Here is a 16,976-nt window from a genome sequence, read left to right as displayed (position 1 = left end):
AAGTCTATTGCAAAATTATATCATAAAATGCTTTGTTTATAAGAGGATTGTAAAAGCTCATAACCTTTGACACTTTTTCTCCAATGATTCTTGATATGCTATCACGCATTCCATAGGTGTTTTACAAATAATTCAAGCTCTTATTTGGTTTCTAAAACAAGAATGGCTCTAATGATTCTTATTTAGCTCTGTTTTGCAATATTCCTAACTTTTTTGAATCTCTCACTAGCTTGTAATTCTTCTTTTACAAGAACTTTTGATGGGATTTTGTAATTATCTATCTTTCCTTTGCAAAAACTTCTAATCATTTTTTTGATTTCATCTTTTTTGATTTTTTTAGAATCAATTACAACTTCACAACAAATACTTTGACCTGTAATGGCATTTTTTTCTCCATAAACTAGGCAATCTAATATGCCATCAATCTGCAAAATAATGCTTTCAATCTCTTGAGGCAAGACTTTTTCTCCTCCCACATTAATCATTTCTTTATTTCTGCCAATGATGCGAATGTATTCTTCACCATTTATCATTTTTGTTTCCACAAGATCGCCAGTTTTAAAATAACCATCTACAAAATTTTCCATACTTGCATTAAGATAGCCTAAAACTTGAGTTTGAGATTTGATCCATAATTCTTGATTAACAATTTTATATTCAATATTTGGATCAGAGATTTTCATAAAAAGAGAGCCTGATTTTTCACTAATTGTTTGCATAATTCCAACTTCGCTTGTTCCAAAGGTTTGCAAAAATTTTGTTTTTGGAAAAGCATTTTGCAATTTTTTCAAAAGAGTTTCGGGCATAGATTCTGTTCCATAAGAAATCATTTTTAGAGATGAAAGATTATGGTGTAGATGCACTTTGTTTAAAAGCATGAGATTGAGAAATGTAGGTGAAGTTGGAAGAATTGAAATTTTATGAGTTTCAATAAGATTTGCAATATGATGCACATCTTTTCTATCATTTGGGATAATGGCTGTTTGTCCTGTTGAAAGAATATTAAGAAGTGTATTGATTCCTCCAATGTGATCAAACATCAAAAATAAAAGCATACTGAGTTGCTTTGATTTTTTATTTTCAAATTTTTTGAGAATATGAGAGAGATTGTGGAGCATCGCTTTGGGTTTTCCTGTGCTACCACTACTAAAAAGAATTAATCCTGCATCATTAAGTTCAAAAAGATTTTGCTTAGGTTGAGAAATATGGATAATTTTTTCCATATCAGATTGTGCAATGAGAAATTCTGCATAACTTTCTTGTAATTTCTGATCTAATTCCTGAGGAGAGATAATAGGAATAATTGTATGTTGATTTTTCAGTAGAGCTAGAAATAAAGCAATGCTTTCAAGAGAATAATCACTTTGTATTGCGACTTTACTATGAGCTGGAATAGAATCAAGTAATTGATGATATTTGCTAATCTGCTCTAATAAATCTGCATAAGAATAAGAATGATGATTTTGCCAAATCGCAATTCTCTCTTTATAATCTTGTAATTTTTCAAATAAAAAATTATCCATTAACTCCCCCAAGATAAATGATTTGTCCACTAATAAAATCACTCTTTTCGTCTAAAAAAAACTCAATCACATTAAGACAATCTTGAAAATTTCCAAATCGCTTAATTGCCTGTCTTTGAAGTAGTGCATCTATTTTTTCTTTTGGAACATTTTTAATCAAATCTGTTGGAATAGGCGTAGGACCTACTGCATTAACTGTGATTCCAAATTCAGCAAGCTCAAAACTTGCGACTTGTGTTAAATTGGCAATTGCGGCTTTTGAGCTTGCATATACAGCCTCTCCTTCAAGTCTCAATGGAGTAGCAACTGTTGCAAAATTGACAATTCTAAAATGTGAAATATGTCCATTAGCTTTATTTTTCCTGCTTTGTTGAATCATAACTTTTCCAACTTCTCTTAAAAATAAAAAACTTCCAAAAACATTGGTGGAATAAATGTTTTTCATGGTTTTATAAGGAGTTAATAATAAGTGATTCATCGAGGCAATTCCAGCATTATTGAGCAAAACATCAATATTCCCAAATTCTTTTTTGATAGCTTTAATCATAGCAGCTACCTTTGTTTCATCGCTTACATCAAGTTCAAAATGGCAATAATTCTTGTGGGTAATGCTTGTTTCTCCTCTTGAACAACCACAAACAATATGCCCCAAAGACAAAAAGTGTTGGGCAAGTTCCTTCCCTATCCCTTTTCTAGTTCCAGTGATAACAAATACTTTCATCCCAAAACTTTATAAAAGACTTTGAATATATTGTGTGAGTGATGCCACATCTTTAAATGGAGAATTTCTTGAACTCATTGCTTTTTCATCAGCAAGAGTGATATTTTTGTCCATTTTTTCATCAATAAGCTGTTCTACATCAGTGATAAAACTTACAAGAGCTAGTGAATCTAAATTTCCATCTACACCATAAATTTTAGTTTGAGAATTTGGATTTTTTAATGCATCGTTTTCAAGCTCATCGGCTAGATTTTGAAGAGCTTGATAGATGATTTCTTCAATCTTGTTTTGCATCTTTATTTCCTTGAATTATAAAATTAAAACAAAAAATTATACCAAATTCACACTACTTGGCAAATTCACAATCCGCTCTTGTAGAAATATAGAATTGGAGAGATTATCGCATTGACATTTTGCAAACATCGGGGTTTGGTGATTGAGTTTCCAGATTGGGCGTGTCATAATGCCTCTTTTGTGGCTTTGGATCAAAAATGTATCTCTTTGATTGCTATTGTCAAGCAAAAGTGCATTAAGCCAAAAATTTGGATCTGTGCCATTGCGTGCTTGGATAAATTCAAATGCAGAATGAGAAAAGAAATCTTGATAATTTTTGGCAATTTGTTTTTTTGATTCTAAGAAAAATGGGAGCTGTTCTAATTGAGCAAGGGCAAGAGCGGCATTGATATTGGGCAAACGATAGTTAAAGCCTAATTGATTGTGATCATATTCATAAGGATGAGGAAGTTTTGCAGTGGTTGTGATGTGCTTGAGGAGCTTTGCAAATTCTGCATCTTGTGTGAGGATAATCCCACCGCCACCTGAAGTGATGATTTTGTTGCCATTGAAACTAAGAATGCTAGCAATTCCTTGAAGCCCTGTGTGGATTTTGCTTGTATCTTTGAATACATAGCTTCCCAAGCTTTCTGCACAATCTTCTACAAGCAAAATGCCCCATTCTTGGCAAATTTCTTGAATCTCAAAGATTCTTGCAGGATGCCCAAAAGTGTGCATAGGAATACAGGCTTTGATTTGTTTGCCTGTCTGATTGTTGAATGCTTTGTTGTCTTTTTTGGTTGCATTGTGATTTAAGAAGTGTTGCAATGCCTTGGGTGATAGAGAAAGAGAATCTAAATCCACATCAATATAAATAGGATTTGCTCCAGTATAAGCAATGGCATTGCTTGTAGCAATAAAGCTCAAAGATTGTGTAATCACTTCGCATTCTTGATTGATATGAAGTGCATGTAGCGTGGCATGCAAAGCACTTGTCCCATTTGTCGTAGCGATAGCATAGGCACTGCCACAAAACTTTGCAATCTCTTTTTCAAGGCGATTGACAAATTCCCCAACACTTGAGACATAGCCACTATCAATGCATGCATTGAGGTATTTTTTTTCATTGCCCAAAAACTTCGGTTCATGAAGGGGTATCACTTCCCCGTTTTTTGGTTTGTACAAATCGCAAATGAAATCAAAAATGCCTTCAAATTCACACATTATAAATGCCACTTTTATATTTTGCTAGATTTTTGCTCTCTTTAAACCAGTCAATCGTGATTTGGAGACCCTCTTTGATAGAATATTTTGGAGTGAAGCCTGTGAGATTGTGAATTTTTGAGTTATCACACCATAGCCTAAAAACCTCACTATTTTTAGGGCGGATTCTTTGGTTATCGGTGAGAAATGTAACATCACTTTGCATTAGCTCTTTGATGAGGTTGAGTGTATCACCGATACTAATTTCATAATTTGAGCCAATGTTAATGGTTTGACCGATACACTCTTGTGCAAGTGCAAGTGCGATGAAGCCCTCACAAGTATCTTTGACAAAATTAAAATCCCTTGTTGGTGTCAAATCCCCAAGCTTGATTTCCTTTGCTCCATTGGCAATTTGCGTGATGATAGTAGGAATCACAGCTCTTGCACTTTGGCGTGGTCCGTATGTATTGAATGGGCGTGCAATGGTGAGTGGCAAAGAAAAGGAATGATAAAAACTCATCGCAATGCAATCAGCACCGATTTTGCTTGCACTATAGGGGCTTTGGGGTTGTAAGGGATGCTTTTCATCAATTGGCACATATTGTGCTGTGCCATAGACTTCGCTTGTGCTTGTGTGAATGATACGCTTCACTCCATTTTCAAGAGAGGCTTGAGCAATATTGAGAGTGCCTTTGATATTGGTGTCTATGTAGCTATCTGGAGCGATATAGGAGTAGGGAATCGCAATAAGGGCTGCAAGATGAAACACCAAATCAACGCCTTTTGTGATGTGTTTGCAAAAGTGAGGATCGCGAATATCCCCACTAATCACTTCTATTTCTTGCAAGCAAGAAATATCCTCAAGCCAGCCCCAAGAATTAAAAGAGTTATAAAAATTCAAAGCCTTGATTTTGGCTTGGAAAAATGGAGATAGGGGATCTTGTGTGTGAGAATAAAGCATCTCAACTAAATGCGAACCGATAAAACCATCAGCTCCTGTGACGAGGATAACCATTTGCTTCCTTTTTTGTTTTGATTTATAATTATATACATAATTTGTTTAGAGGTATTTTGAGATTTTGAAATATAGCGAGGTGTTTGAAATGAAAAAAGTTGCGATTGTGATTCCAATCTATAATGTTGAAAAATATCTTAGAGAGTGTTTGGAATCTGTCATTCATCAAACCTATAAAAATCTTTGTATTGTTTTGGTTGATGATGCATCAACGGATAAAAGCTTTGAAATTGCAAAAGAATATTTTGACAAAGATTCTAGAGTTGTATTGATTTCTCACGATCACAATAGGGGTTTGAGTGCGTCTAGAAATACAGGATTGGATTATCTGTCTTGCAAAATAGGTGGGGGGGGGTATTTATGAGCATACAAGATTAACATCTCTCCCCGATTATCTGCATTTTTTGGATAGTGATGATTATTTGAGGCTTGATTGTATCGAGAAATGTCTAGAATTGGCTGAAGGATTTGATGCACAGGTGGTGTGGCATAGTCTTACAATCTACAATGAGCAGACTCAAGAGATGAGTAGTTCTAATACTTTTGCAGAGCTTGGTTTGAAAGAAGAATGCATATATGATGGTTTGGAGATTTTTGCAAGTCTTCCAGAACCACCTTCTTTTTCTTGGGCTTGGTGTGGAATGGTTCATTTTGATTTTTTGATACAGAATAACCTTAGATTTATAGAAGGTATTGAATCAGAAGATGCTCCATTTGGAATGCAGCTCTTTGCTTTGTCTTCAAAGATTATCATTTCTCATCTTGAATTATGTGTATATCGCATACGCCCAAACTCTATTAGTCAGCACACTTTGAGCAGGACATCAAAATCAAAAGATATCAGTTTCCCAGAATCTCTAAGTGATCTTGTTTGTGTTTTTCAGACTCCTTATGAGGTGAGACATTATAATTTTGCTTATTCTGCTTGTATCATTTGTCTTGTTATGGATGAATTTTTGAAAAATACAAATTTAAGCAAGGAAATGAAAGAGATATTGACTAGAATGATTGAACATCGAGCTATTTATGCTTTTGGGGGATTGACTTTTGGGGCGGATCCTAGAGATTGTCGTGCTATGTGCAAACAACTTCTTCCCTATTCTTCCAAAATACGCTTTGGTTCTAGAATGGCTTTTTATTTCCCATTAGTGTTTGCATTGCTTAAAAAGCTCAAAAATATGTTTCGCATCCAATCATAAGCTAGATCAGAAATACAGGCTCACGCCCCCTTGCACTTGGGTGATATTGGGGATTGCGTCATTGCCCAAATGTGTATTGTAGAGATTGAAAAACCCTTGCACATTTTGCGTGAAATTGAAGCCAAAGGTGAGATCAACCTCGTTTTGGCGATGGTGCAAAGCACTCAAAGCCGGATTGACAAAGGAAGCCGTGCCATAAAGCAGTGAGACAGACACAGCATCAATCTCTGTATAAAGCGTCCCATAAAAAAGCGTCGTATCTGTGATGCCACTAGATAAAACCTTGCCAATCCCCAAAGGAGAAATCGTATTGTTGATGAAATTGAGGCTTCCCCAACCGCTATATTTCCCACTTTGGATATACCCTACATTAAATCCTATCGTCACATCCTTGACTTTGCCCTCTATGTAGAATCGCGTGTCAAAATCGATACCATCGCCCCCTTTTGCACCATTTCTAAACTCAAAACTTCCCGCACTATTGAGATTGATCCCTAGCTTTGAGTTGGAAAACTTGTATTCTGCATTCGCACTTGCACCCATACCAAATGCGACAGAATACGAGGCAAAGGTATAAAACTTCGCCCAAAAAATATCTTGGAGATAGTATTTGACTGCGGTATAAAAATACCCGCTGTAGTTGTCGTTTGGCTCCACAAATCCCGACATTTGCGTCGCACTTGCCTCCCCATAACGCTCAAACCAAAAAAACTCAAGCATTAGATTTTCCAAAGAGCGATTGCGTATCCAAATCCCATCGACTTGATTGTCAATCCACTCATTTTGGATAGCAAACCTCCCTCCCTTGATACTCGTATCCCCATCAAAATATTCCATATAAGTATCGCTCAAAAGCATTTGGTTGAGTGGATCAAAATCTAGAGAGATGTCTCCTCTTTTGATATACCCTTGATTGCTAGAGGGTCCCCAATCTGAGTTTGTATGCCATTGCCAAATCGGATAGGCTCCACGAAATCCCACTGCAAATCGCATATTTTTGTAAAAAGCCGATCGGTATTGGATCCCCATCGTCAAAGCAAGGAAATAAGCGTCTTGGATGTAGCCGAGAGTTTGCGGTGCGGTGATGGAGTGTTTGGGTTTGTAATAATCGTTGAAAAGCCCGATGTCTCCTTTTGTCACCCCGTTTTTGAGAGCCTCATCAATAGAATCATAAGCCTTGAGCGAAGAGAGTAGGGGGATACCAAACAAAGCAATCGATGTGCAAACGCGTAAAAGTGTGGGGGTTAGAGCCATAGATTGTCCAATAATCGCGTATTGCCGACTTTGCAAGTCAATAGCACAATGGTTTGGTTGGGGATAATGTGGCTTATTTCCTCTAGGGAATGGTTGCAAAACGCAAGATACTGCACTTCAAGGTTTGTAAGTCTAGCAAGAGCTTGGGTTTTGAGTGTTTGTGTGTCGGTGATTCCTTGCTGGATGAGTGCTTGGATGTGTTGGAGGGTTTGGGGGATCGCCTGTGCTAGAGTGCGTTCTTGCTTGGAGAGATAGACATTTCTTGAGCTAAGTGCCAAACCATCGCTATCACGCACAATCGGACAACGCACGATCTCAATATCCAAAAACAAATCTTTGATCATTTTTTCAATGAGCAGGAGTTGCTGTGCGTCTTTTTGCCCAAAATAGCTACGCGTAGGTCGCACGAGATTGAAAAGCTTGAGCACAATTTGCAAAACGCCATCAAAATGCCCCAAACGATGAAAACCCTCAAACACATAGCCCATTTGCTTTGGGGGATTGAGAGTGATTTCATCATTGGAAGCATACATCGTGCTGATTTCTGGGATAAAGACTGCATCGATCCCCAAACTTTGTGCCATTTCCAAATCCTGCTCTAGCGTGCGTGGGTAGCGTGATAAATCTTCATTAGCCCCAAATTGTGTGGGATTGACAAAAATGCTTAGGAGTGTGTGTTGATTCTGTGTCTTTGCTTGTTGCAAAAGGCTGAGGTGTCCTTGGTGCAACGCCCCCATCGTCGGCACAAACCCCACGCTTGTATTTTGCAACGCCTGACGCCAAATCAGCAAATCGTTTATTGTTTTGAGGATTTTCATTGTGCGATCTCATCAAGGATTTGTTGTGCGATTTTTGCAGGATTGGCATCATTATAAATCGGACGCCCCACCACGATGAAGTCTGCAAGAGCCTCTTTGGCATTTCTAGGCGTAGCGACGCGTTTTTGGTCTTGAGTGTGTTGCAAATCTAGGCGTATGCCCGGCGTGAGCGTGAGGAGAGAAGTTGTGTTTTTGATGTGCAAACTTTCAAAAACAGAGCACACGACACCATCGCACCCTCCCTCTTGAGCCAAAAGAGCGAGAGTTTGGGCGTGGGTTTGAATCGGGGCATTATACACTGGCACAAAGCTTGGATCATCAAAGCTCGTGAGGGCGGTGACTGCAAAGATGAGGGGTTTGTCTCCACCAAGACTTGTGACTGCACGCATTGCTTCAACCCCTGCACTTGCGTGGATCGTGAGGAGATCGATCCCCAAATGATTGCATTCCTCAACGGCGGTTCGCATAGTGTTGGGAATATCATAGAGTTTGAGATCCAAAAAAATCTTGAAACGCGGATTGATGGCTTTGATTTGCTCCAAAAACTCCTTGCCATCGCGGATGAAGCTCCTCAAACCCACCTTCACCCAAATCTCAAAAGAGCTAAGTTTGTCCAATAGGGCTAAGTTTTGTGCCCTAGATTCCATATCTAATGCGACACAGAGCTGCACTTATGTTCCTTTTGTATAGCGTCCAAAACCCCATTGATGAAGCGTGGAGCGTGATCGCTGCCATAGAGTTTGGCAAGTTCGATTGCTTCATTGATGATGACTGGTGCGTCTGTGCAAGTGAAACAAATCTCATAAACCCCCAAACGCAAAATCGCCCTCTCGATTTTCCCAATCCTCTCGATATCCCATTCTTTGAGGTGCAGACTGATTTTGTCATCTAGAGTTTGCAAAGCACCCAAAACGCCATTGAGTAGCCCAAGTGCAAACTCTTGTTGTTTGTTACGGATCTTTTTTTCTTCCAATAGGTTTGGTGCTTCAGAGAGTATGTTTTCATTACCGCTGTCATAGGCATAGAGCAGTGTCACAACAGCTTCCCTAGCTTGAGCTCTTGTCGCCATTTATTGCAACGCACCATAAAGATTGATAAGCTCGATGAGGGAAGTCATCGCTTCAAACCCCTTGTTTCCTGCCTTGCTCCCTGCCCTCTCAATCGCTTGATCGATGTTGTCTGTCGTAAGCACACCAAAGCTCACAGGCTTGTTGTATTGGAGTGCCATATTGGCAATCCCTTTTGTCGCCTCTGCTGAAACATAGTCGAAATGTGGAGTCCCTCCACGAATGACAGCCCCAAGAGTGCAAACCCCATCGTATTTGTCGCTTTGTAGCAATCTTTGGAGCACAAAGGGGAGTTCATAAGCACCCGGTGCCAAGACTAGAGAGAGGTTTTTTGCCTCCCCTCCGTGACGCAGGAAGCAGTCTTTTGCCCCCTCGATCAATCGATCTGTGATGATGTGGTTGAATCGGCTTGAGAGTATGGCTACTTTTTCTGTGCCATTGAGTTGGAGTGTGCCTTGAATGATTTGCATAATAGTCCTTTAGTGTGAAATAGAATCGATGAGCAATAGTTTCTCAATGAGCGGATTGAGCTCTTGGGTGGGGATCATATTGGGTCCATCGCTTAGGGCGATTGATGGATCAAAATGCGTTTCCATAAAAAACCCATCAACACCCACCGCCGCTGCAGCCCTAGAGAGCAATGGGACAAAAGAGCGATCTCCACTGCTTTTGCCGCCCCCTCCACCGGGCATTTGCACGCTATGAGTGGCATCAAAAACCACAGGAGCAAATCTCCTCATAATCTCAAGACTTCTCATATCCACGACTAGATTGCCATAGCCAAAAGTGCTACCACGCTCTGTGAGCCACACTCCTAGCCTTTTGCTCTCCTCATAAGTCGCCTCTTGCCCCCCTCGCGTTTTGATGGCTTTGAGCACGCTGTATTGCATATCTAGCGGATTCATAAACTGCCCTTTTTTGATATTGATGATTTTGTCTGTTTGGGCAACAGCGACAATCAAATCGGTTTGACGGCATAGAAATGCAGGGATTTGGATCACATCAGCGACTTTGGCGATGAGTGGGGCTTGGTGGGATTCGTGAATGTCGGTGATGATTTTGTAGCCAAATTCTTTTTTGATTGTGGATAGAAGCTCCAAGCCCTCCTCAATCCCCGGACCACGATAAGAATCAAGGCTCGTGCGATTGGCTTTGTCAAAGCTTGATTTGAAATAAAAATCAATTTTTGGATTTTTGGCGATTGGCTCAAGGAGACTCGCGACTTTTGAGAGATTTTCATAGCTTTCGATGACGCAAGGTCCGCTCATTAGTATCATTGTTCTTCCTTTGGTTTGATCACTCTGAATTCTTTTGTGTGCAAATCATAATTCATTATTTCTCCAGTCGGGATTATATAATACCAACCAAAAATATTAAGTTGCTTTTCCTCCCACTTTTTTTTGATAAACGGGTAGTTGAGGAGGTTATCCACTTGCACTTCGATGTTGATTTGCTCTGTGAGCCAAATGCGTTTGGCAAATGAGTTGGGCTTGAGGATATCGACTTGATGACGCACGGGCTCTAGAAGCCTGATCCATTTTTTGAGATGTCTGGTTTCATCGCTGATGTCATTGTAGATAGCTTGACAAGCCCCGCAATTGCTATGCCCACAAACGATGATGTTTTGGACATTGAGCACCATCACTGCGTATTCTATCGCCGAAGTGATAGAGATGAAATGATTGTGTTGTGCATACGGAGGGACGATGTTGCCCACATTTCTGATGACAAAAAGCTCTCCGGGTTTGGTGTTGGTGATTTTGCTAGGTACGACTCTAGAATCCGCACAGCCGATGAAAAGTGTCTCGGGATTTTGCGTGCGTTGCAGACTTTCATAAAGCTCTTGATGTTCTAGAAAGTCTTCTTCTTGAAATTTAATCGCCCCTTGAATGAGTTTTTCCAAATATTGATTCCTTGAATTGAATTTAAACTAAAATGATTATAGCAACTCATTTTGTTTTTTTGTCTTTTTGGTGTCAAGCTTGTGGGATTTCTTGACATCCCTCTCTGACACAAATGTGATTATACAAAACCAAAGCAACCCAAACTTGAGGGAATCGATTTTGGAGCTTTGTTTGTGGGGGGTGGGGGGCTATGGCTTTGGGGGATTCTAGAATCTCTTGGGATTCTCTTTCTTTGAGTTGGCTTGGCTTGGATTCTTTCTTTTGAAGTTGCTTTGAGCAAACTACCCTTTATGCAATTCTAGAATCCCCTAGGATCTCTCTTGAGGGGGGATAAGGGGGTTTATTGCGAGGCACCCCCTTATCCCCCTTAAAATCCCCCAAACCCCTGCCCGCTTTTTGTGTGTTACCCACATTGCTTTGACTTTGTTTTGATTCTTTGAGTTTTTGAGTTTGATTCTTGTTTGCCGTGATTGTATGAAATAGTGAGTTTTTTTGAAGTTTTGATTTTGTATAATCATCTCTGTGTTGGAGAAGGACGCTTCCTTGTGGAAGGAGGTGGTGATGATGGATATATTTATTCTCATCATAAGGCTTTTACTAGCTTTGGTAGAGCTAGCAGAAGCTATTCTTGAGCTGATAGCTCAATACTAATTCGTTAAAGAGGCATTATACTCAATCTAGCCAAAGTTTTAGTTAATCTTCAACACAGCAAAAATATACAAGGAAGAAAGTCCTAAACGGAGGCTAGATTGAGTTGGGGTTTCCCAATGCCTCTCCCCCCTTGTAAATTTTCTTACGCAGTTTTTGCATTGCTTGTTCCCTCATACTTCTTTTTTAAGTTGCTTTTGCAGAAGCACGCTTCTTAATCATCAAATCTTACTTTGCTTTTTCTCTTAAGGGGGGCAAGGGGAACTTAGGGCAGCGTTCCCCTTATCCCCCTTAACAACCCCCATAACCCCAGCATTGCATTAGCAAGGCTTGTTCAAGATTACATTGACTTGGAATCTTTTTTGGTTCTACAAGGTTAGTTTGGTTAGCAGTTGTTTGTGCTTATATTGAAATAGTGAGGTTTCATATTTTTTGGAGTTTTTAAATGGAGGATTAGGGTTTGATGATTTGTGAGGGGTTTGCCCCTCACTTTTGATCTGCTACTCAAGCGGGAGGCTTGAGTGGATTAGTTGGAGGATCCTTTGGCTTCCTCTTGCTCCTCTGTTATTTGGACTTTGAGAGGTGCTTTGTTGTCCTCTTTGTCTGTCATTGTAGCTTTTGTGGCTTTGTCTCCGAAGCTATATCTTGCTCCAACATTCACTTGATAGAGCTTTTTGTATGTGTCTCCGAAGTTTGTCTCAACATCAAGATAAATTCTTGTTGCCTCTGCCACTTCGACATTGGTCCCGACATTTAGCACGAAGCGTCCATTGGAAGTGTAGGATTCTGTAGGTGTTGCCAAGTTTTCATTGGCAAAAGTGATTTTGTTTTTCCCTCCATTGATGACATCGTATTCATAGAATGTCCCCACATAGAGTGAAGTCGCCCAATCCTCACCTCTAAACTCTTTGCCAAAACTCGCACCTGCACGAGAACGCACAAGGAGGACTGATTGTTGGGTGGCTTTGAGATCACTCTCGCCAAGTTTGGCATTGAAATGAGAGGCACCAATATATCCCAATCCCAATTCCACTTGCGGATCTATAAACCAATCGTTGCCTGCACCTAGGGCAAAGCGATAGCCCACTTCATTGGAGAGTAAGAAAGCAGGGGTGTTTGCGTGACTAGATCCACCACTGATTTTGAAATCAGAAGTGATGTAGCTAAATTTGGCAATCGTGTCATTATACAAGCCTACATTGCTGATGTAGGAGTTATATACCGCCACTTCAAAAGCTCCAGATTTGATGTCATCTAGACTTCGACTAGCACCATCTTTGTCTTTGAGTGTGAGGCTTTTCCCAGATGATGTGGCATAAGAGAGTGCGACACCTATGTAGTTTTTGGCATTATCCAAATCAAGTGCATAGTCATAGCCTCCTTGTGCAGTCACATAGCTTGTTTCGACTTTGGCACCGAAGTTAGATTCTTGACTTCCACCAAACACTCTAGCCCAAGCCCCTTGATTGTAGGGGTTGTTTCTGAGATCTCCAAGTCTCTTGTTGATAGAGTTGAAGTTAGCTGTGAATAAATCAAAATTGAGTGCGAGGGCAGAGGAAGAGACTTTTTGGGTCACTTCACTTGCTCCAGAGAAGCGAATGTTTTTCAAGAAGTAGGTGGTGTAATCGCTTCCTGTTTTCGCATCGGAATCGGTTTCTTGTGTGTCCAATACAGCTATGAAGTTTTTGCCATCGCTAGTTGTGTTTGCTGTTGTTTTGAATTGAGCTACCGCAGAATCACCCTTTCCTTTTACTATGGCAAGGGCGATTTTTTCTGTTGTGCCATTTTTTCCGCTAGCAATGTTGTTGAGCTCTGTGGTATCGCCATTTTTGACGACAAGCTCAAGCGTTTGAAGATTCTCATTTTTTTCTTGAACACTCTCGATCACAACGCGATCTGCGTAAGTGTTGTTGCTAGATTTGGTTTTGGAAGCATAGAGTTTGAAAGTGTAGCTATGATTTGACAATCCTGTGCTATCACCAGCAGTTCCGATCGTGAGAGTGTTGTATGTAGCTGTGTCACCAGTGTTGTTGTTCTCACTAGAAATATCCACTATGGCGACTTTGTCATTAGAGCTAGCCTCTCTTGATAGTGAAGTGATTTTGTTGTCTGTTCCTCTCAATGCAAGAGTCGCACCATTTCCAAGAGTGGCATTAATTGCTCCGCCCGTAGTGAAGCTAAGTCCCTTTTCAAAAATCAGTGTATTGCCTGATTCTGCTCCTGTGCCTTGGACATTGAGATTTAAAACTTTGTTAGCTCCACTCACACTCACCGCGTTACTAATTGTTGTCGTGCTTGTGCCTGTTGTTTTGCCTACTTGAAGTGTGGGATCATCTCCTTGAGCTGCAACATCACTGCCAAGCGATAGAGAAGTGATTCTATTCTCACTGCCCTCTAGAGCCAAAGTAACTTTTTTACCAAGCTCTATGGCAAGCTCTGCATATTTACCAACTTTTACATCACCTGCAAAAGTAGTAGTGGTTTCACTAGCCCCATTAAGAACTAACTTTCCATATTTTTTATCACTATCACTATTACCATTAGTTACCGTGAGAGTGTTGAGCTTATTGGTTTGATTGGCTAATGTAAGCACGCCATTAGTTGCTGAACTTCCATTAAGAATCGCATTAATGTTTCCAGTTCCACTAAGTGCATTTGTAAAGCTAAGCTTTTGCCCCTTAACTTCGAGATTGAGGGTTTTGCCACTATCTACACTTACTGCATTTGCAATTGTTGTTGTGCCTGCACCTTGTGTAATCAGAGTGGATTCTGTAACATTGGCAGTAAGGGTGCTGATCGTATTGTTCGCACCTTGAAGTGTGAGGGTGGCTTTGCCATTCTCTCCTGCTGTTGCTCCCAAAAGGATCGTAGTGCTTCCGCTACCACTATTTGCAATCTCTTGTTCAAAGATTCCACTATTGCCTTTTTCTCCTTGTCCTGCAGTGACTTGAATCTTTGTTATGCCACTTGTTGTTGTAACTTTGTTTTTGAAAGTTCCATTTTCGCTATTGAAGTTGATTGCAAGTGTGCCTGCAGAGTGGGCGATGTCTTTTAGAGCATCACCATTCTTAAGTGTGAAACTTGAATCTTTGCTATTGAAGCTAATGGTTGTGCTTCCTTTCTCCTGTGTGCTAACCTCTCCTTTGATAATGGCATCGACTTTTTGTGTGGGGGTGCTAGTTTGTCCTATGATGATAGAAGTCAAACCACCAGCAGTAGATCCTTTTGCTGTGATTCCGCCTGTGAGGGTGAGGGTGGAATCTTTGTTGAAACTAATAGTAGTTTCTCCTCCATTACTACTCTCAATTGCCTGCTCTATTGTGGCATTGGCATTGTTGAGATTGAAATGTGTTTTGCCTGTTCCTGTGGTGGTGATTTTGTTGGTATCACCATTAGCTTCTATTTTCGAGCTATCTGTATTGAAACTAAAAGCGAGATTCCCTGCAGCGTTGCCGATGTCGCTTTTGACTTTGAGAGAAACCCCTGTTGCTTTGGGAGTGGTGGCAGATTCTGCTAAAGTGCCAAGATTGATTGTTGCGTTTCCTGATCCGCTAGTAGCAAGAGTGGTGATTGTGTTGGCTGCACCTTCTAGGGTGAGAGTGGTGTTGGTGCCATTGAGATTGAAAGTTGTTGTGCCACCATCAGCTGTTTCAATGTTCTTTTTTATGGTGAGGTTGGCAGAATCTTCTAGGGTGATGGCGTTGGTGCCACCAGCTCCAGTGTAAATAGCATAGTTGCGATTACTGCTAGTAGCTCCCCCTTGATTATCAATCCCATTTGTTCCTATTGTGCTATTGCCACTGCCAACAAAGATAGTGTTGCTAGAGCTAGCATTTGCAAAGATTCCATTATTGACGACTAACTCCTCTATAAGAATCGTATTTTGCCCACCACCCTTGCTAATGATAGTTTCGGCAGTGAGTGTGCCTGTGGCAATGTTGGCTGTTTTGGGTGTGGTTGTGGCTGTTGTATCGACAATCAAATCTTTGGCATCAGGGTTACTTATTTTATCTTTAAATTTCAAAAACCCCTTGCCGATGAAATTTTTCCTACCAGAACTCTCTGCTTGGATTGTGCTAATCTTTAGAGTGTTGTTTCCACCCTCAAGACTGATAAGATTGTGGCGATCACCCTGCTTGGTTCCTTTGGCTTGTAGGTTGTTAAGATGAAGAGTGGCATCTTTTTGGAATTGAATGAGGTTTTTGGCTTTTGTGCCTGCTGAATTGTTGGCTTCCTCAATTCCATCAGATTTATAAGCTGATGATGCAATGATGCTAACAAGTTTGCCCTCTTCTCCAATTTTTCCATTGTTTTGGAAAAGGATTCGATTTAGAGCATTGTTATACTTGGTATCGCCACTTGTAGTGACTGCAATTCCAGCTTCAGCTAAGATTGTCCCCTCATTTCCATTTTTTCCCTTAATGAAATTGGTTGAATTGTTAAATTCTTTGAAAGTGATATTGACATTAGTGCTACTTCCTTTTGGACTTCCTATAAATTTTTCTCCTGGACTATTGTGTCCATAAGTTTTGATATTCCCCTCAATCCCCCCATTTTCGCCTTCAAAAATGAAGTATTTTTCTGTGTGGCTCATAAGCTTTGTAGTGAGATTTCCTTTGAGCTTTGCTCCCTCTTGAAAGGTGAATGTTGCTTCAGTGCTAAGCTTCAAGTTTCCATTATAATCACCATTAATAATCTCAATATTGCCCTCCATATTTCCTTTGAAAATAGCATTTAATGAATTATTAAGAGAATGCCCAACTATGACTTTAAGATTGCCTTTGAGAGCAGTGCCATTTGTCACACCATTAAAATTTAAAAAAGTTTTGTGGTAAGTATCTGTTTTCATAGTTTGACCTACAAGCTCTGCATGCTCTCCAAAATCAATGGTGAGAGTGCTATCTCCACTTCCTAATTGGAGTCCTTTGGTTTCGTTAGTGAGTTTGAGTTGGGCTTTTTTTCCACCTACAGAGGCTGTGGTGGCATCTCCTGAATGAGTGCCACCACCATTTTTTATAAATTTGAGAGTGAAGTCAGTGATAGGGGTGGTTAGAGCGGAAAATTGCAGTTTGTTGAATTCTGAGCCATCTTTTGGCTCAATCTTTAGGGTTGTGAATTGCTGAAAATTTGTTCCTGCAGTTGTATCCCAACAAACCGCACTGCCACTAGTAGGACAAGAGACGGGATTTGCACTTGCAAAAGAAGTGCTGAGAGCTAGAGCCAAAGAAGTGGCAACGATAGGCTTGAAAAACTTAGAGGAATAAGCTTTGTTAATCCCCCCCCCCCTCGCTATTTGTCTGATTGAGTTCATATCAATCTCCTTTGTTTGAAACATCTCTCATCGTCTG

General features: G+C 40.2%; 15 protein-coding genes. 2 read left to right on the top strand and 13 right to left on the bottom strand.

Annotated features, from left to right (window positions below; translation table 11 throughout):
• Nucleotides 1-182: 182 nt before the first annotated feature.
• The 5 genes from BBW65_RS03950 to BBW65_RS03930 are packed head-to-tail and all read right to left on the bottom strand — an operon-like array spanning nucleotide 183 to nucleotide 4,738.
• Entirely contained in the window at nucleotides 183-1,523 is a 1,341-nt protein-coding gene (locus tag BBW65_RS03950) for an ANL family adenylate-forming protein (RefSeq protein ID WP_066340016.1), read from the bottom strand.
• On the bottom strand, nucleotides 1,516-2,244 hold the full coding sequence (locus BBW65_RS03945; protein ID WP_066340014.1) for an SDR family NAD(P)-dependent oxidoreductase: 729 nt from the start codon (nucleotides 2,242-2,244) through the stop codon (nucleotides 1,516-1,518). Before BBW65_RS03945 ends, BBW65_RS03950 begins: the two co-directional genes overlap by 8 nt.
• Nucleotides 2,245-2,253: 9 nt before the next feature.
• On the bottom strand, nucleotides 2,254-2,538 hold the full coding sequence (locus BBW65_RS03940; protein ID WP_066340012.1) for a hypothetical protein: 285 nt from the start codon (nucleotides 2,536-2,538) through the stop codon (nucleotides 2,254-2,256).
• Nucleotides 2,539-2,574: 36 nt separating this feature from the next.
• Nucleotides 2,575-3,741, bottom strand: coding sequence for a LegC family aminotransferase (locus tag BBW65_RS03935; RefSeq protein WP_066340008.1), 1,167 nt, complete (start codon nucleotides 3,739-3,741; stop codon nucleotides 2,575-2,577).
• On the bottom strand, nucleotides 3,734-4,738 hold the full coding sequence (locus tag BBW65_RS03930; protein ID WP_066340005.1) for an NAD-dependent 4,6-dehydratase LegB: 1,005 nt from the start codon (nucleotides 4,736-4,738) through the stop codon (nucleotides 3,734-3,736). Before BBW65_RS03930 ends, BBW65_RS03935 begins: the two co-directional genes overlap by 8 nt.
• 88 nt (nucleotides 4,739-4,826) lie before the next feature.
• Between BBW65_RS03930 and BBW65_RS03925 the strand changes: the two genes are divergently transcribed.
• Together BBW65_RS03925 and BBW65_RS03920 are read left to right on the top strand one after the other, a co-directional pair.
• On the top strand, nucleotides 4,827-5,102 hold the full coding sequence (locus BBW65_RS03925) for a glycosyltransferase family 2 protein (RefSeq protein WP_066339999.1): 276 nt from the start codon (nucleotides 4,827-4,829) through the stop codon (nucleotides 5,100-5,102).
• The gene (locus BBW65_RS03920; protein ID WP_066339996.1) at nucleotides 5,083-5,937 is read left to right on the top strand and encodes a hypothetical protein; all 855 of its coding nucleotides are present in this window, start codon (nucleotides 5,083-5,085) and stop codon (nucleotides 5,935-5,937) included. The genes BBW65_RS03925 and BBW65_RS03920 overlap by 20 nt, the downstream gene beginning before the upstream one ends.
• A 6-nt stretch (nucleotides 5,938-5,943) precedes the next feature.
• Here the strand turns inward: BBW65_RS03920 and BBW65_RS03915 are convergent, their stop codons facing one another.
• The 8 genes from BBW65_RS03915 to BBW65_RS03875 all read right to left on the bottom strand — a co-directional run bounded on the left by BBW65_RS03915 (nucleotide 5,944) and on the right by BBW65_RS03875 (nucleotide 16,939).
• Entirely contained in the window at nucleotides 5,944-7,191 is a 1,248-nt protein-coding gene (locus BBW65_RS03915; protein WP_066339995.1) for a hypothetical protein, read from the bottom strand.
• Nucleotides 7,182-8,009 (bottom strand): pantoate--beta-alanine ligase, encoded by an 828-nt coding sequence (panC, locus tag BBW65_RS03910; protein ID WP_066339993.1) that lies wholly within the window; start codon nucleotides 8,007-8,009, stop codon nucleotides 7,182-7,184. Before panC ends, BBW65_RS03915 begins: the two co-directional genes overlap by 10 nt.
• The gene (gene pyrF, locus BBW65_RS03905) at nucleotides 8,006-8,680 is read right to left on the bottom strand and encodes an orotidine-5'-phosphate decarboxylase (RefSeq protein WP_066339992.1); all 675 of its coding nucleotides are present in this window, start codon (nucleotides 8,678-8,680) and stop codon (nucleotides 8,006-8,008) included. The genes panC and pyrF overlap by 4 nt, the downstream gene beginning before the upstream one ends.
• Nucleotides 8,659-9,078, bottom strand: coding sequence for a transcription antitermination factor NusB (gene nusB, locus BBW65_RS03900; protein WP_066339989.1), 420 nt, complete (start codon nucleotides 9,076-9,078; stop codon nucleotides 8,659-8,661). Before nusB ends, pyrF begins: the two co-directional genes overlap by 22 nt.
• Nucleotides 9,079-9,546, bottom strand: a complete 468-nt coding sequence (gene ribH, locus BBW65_RS03895) for a 6,7-dimethyl-8-ribityllumazine synthase (RefSeq protein WP_066339987.1) — start codon at nucleotides 9,544-9,546, stop codon at nucleotides 9,079-9,081.
• Between the two features lie 9 nt (nucleotides 9,547-9,555).
• On the bottom strand, nucleotides 9,556-10,383 hold the full coding sequence (kdsA, locus tag BBW65_RS03890) for a 3-deoxy-8-phosphooctulonate synthase (RefSeq protein WP_083986050.1): 828 nt from the start codon (nucleotides 10,381-10,383) through the stop codon (nucleotides 9,556-9,558).
• Nucleotides 10,350-10,979 (bottom strand): carbonic anhydrase, encoded by a 630-nt coding sequence (locus tag BBW65_RS03885; protein ID WP_066339982.1) that lies wholly within the window; start codon nucleotides 10,977-10,979, stop codon nucleotides 10,350-10,352. The genes kdsA and BBW65_RS03885 overlap by 34 nt, the downstream gene beginning before the upstream one ends.
• A gap of 1,175 nt (nucleotides 10,980-12,154) precedes the next feature.
• Complete coding sequence (locus BBW65_RS03875) at nucleotides 12,155-16,939, bottom strand: autotransporter outer membrane beta-barrel domain-containing protein (RefSeq protein WP_066339979.1); 4,785 nt, start codon at nucleotides 16,937-16,939, stop codon at nucleotides 12,155-12,157.
• Between the last annotated feature and the right edge of the window lie 37 nt (nucleotides 16,940-16,976).

Source organism: Helicobacter enhydrae (assembly GCF_001693335.1).
Taxonomy (GTDB): Bacteria; Campylobacterota; Campylobacteria; order Campylobacterales; family Helicobacteraceae; genus Helicobacter_G; species Helicobacter_G enhydrae.
This window is presented reverse-complemented; position numbering and strand designations above follow the sequence as displayed.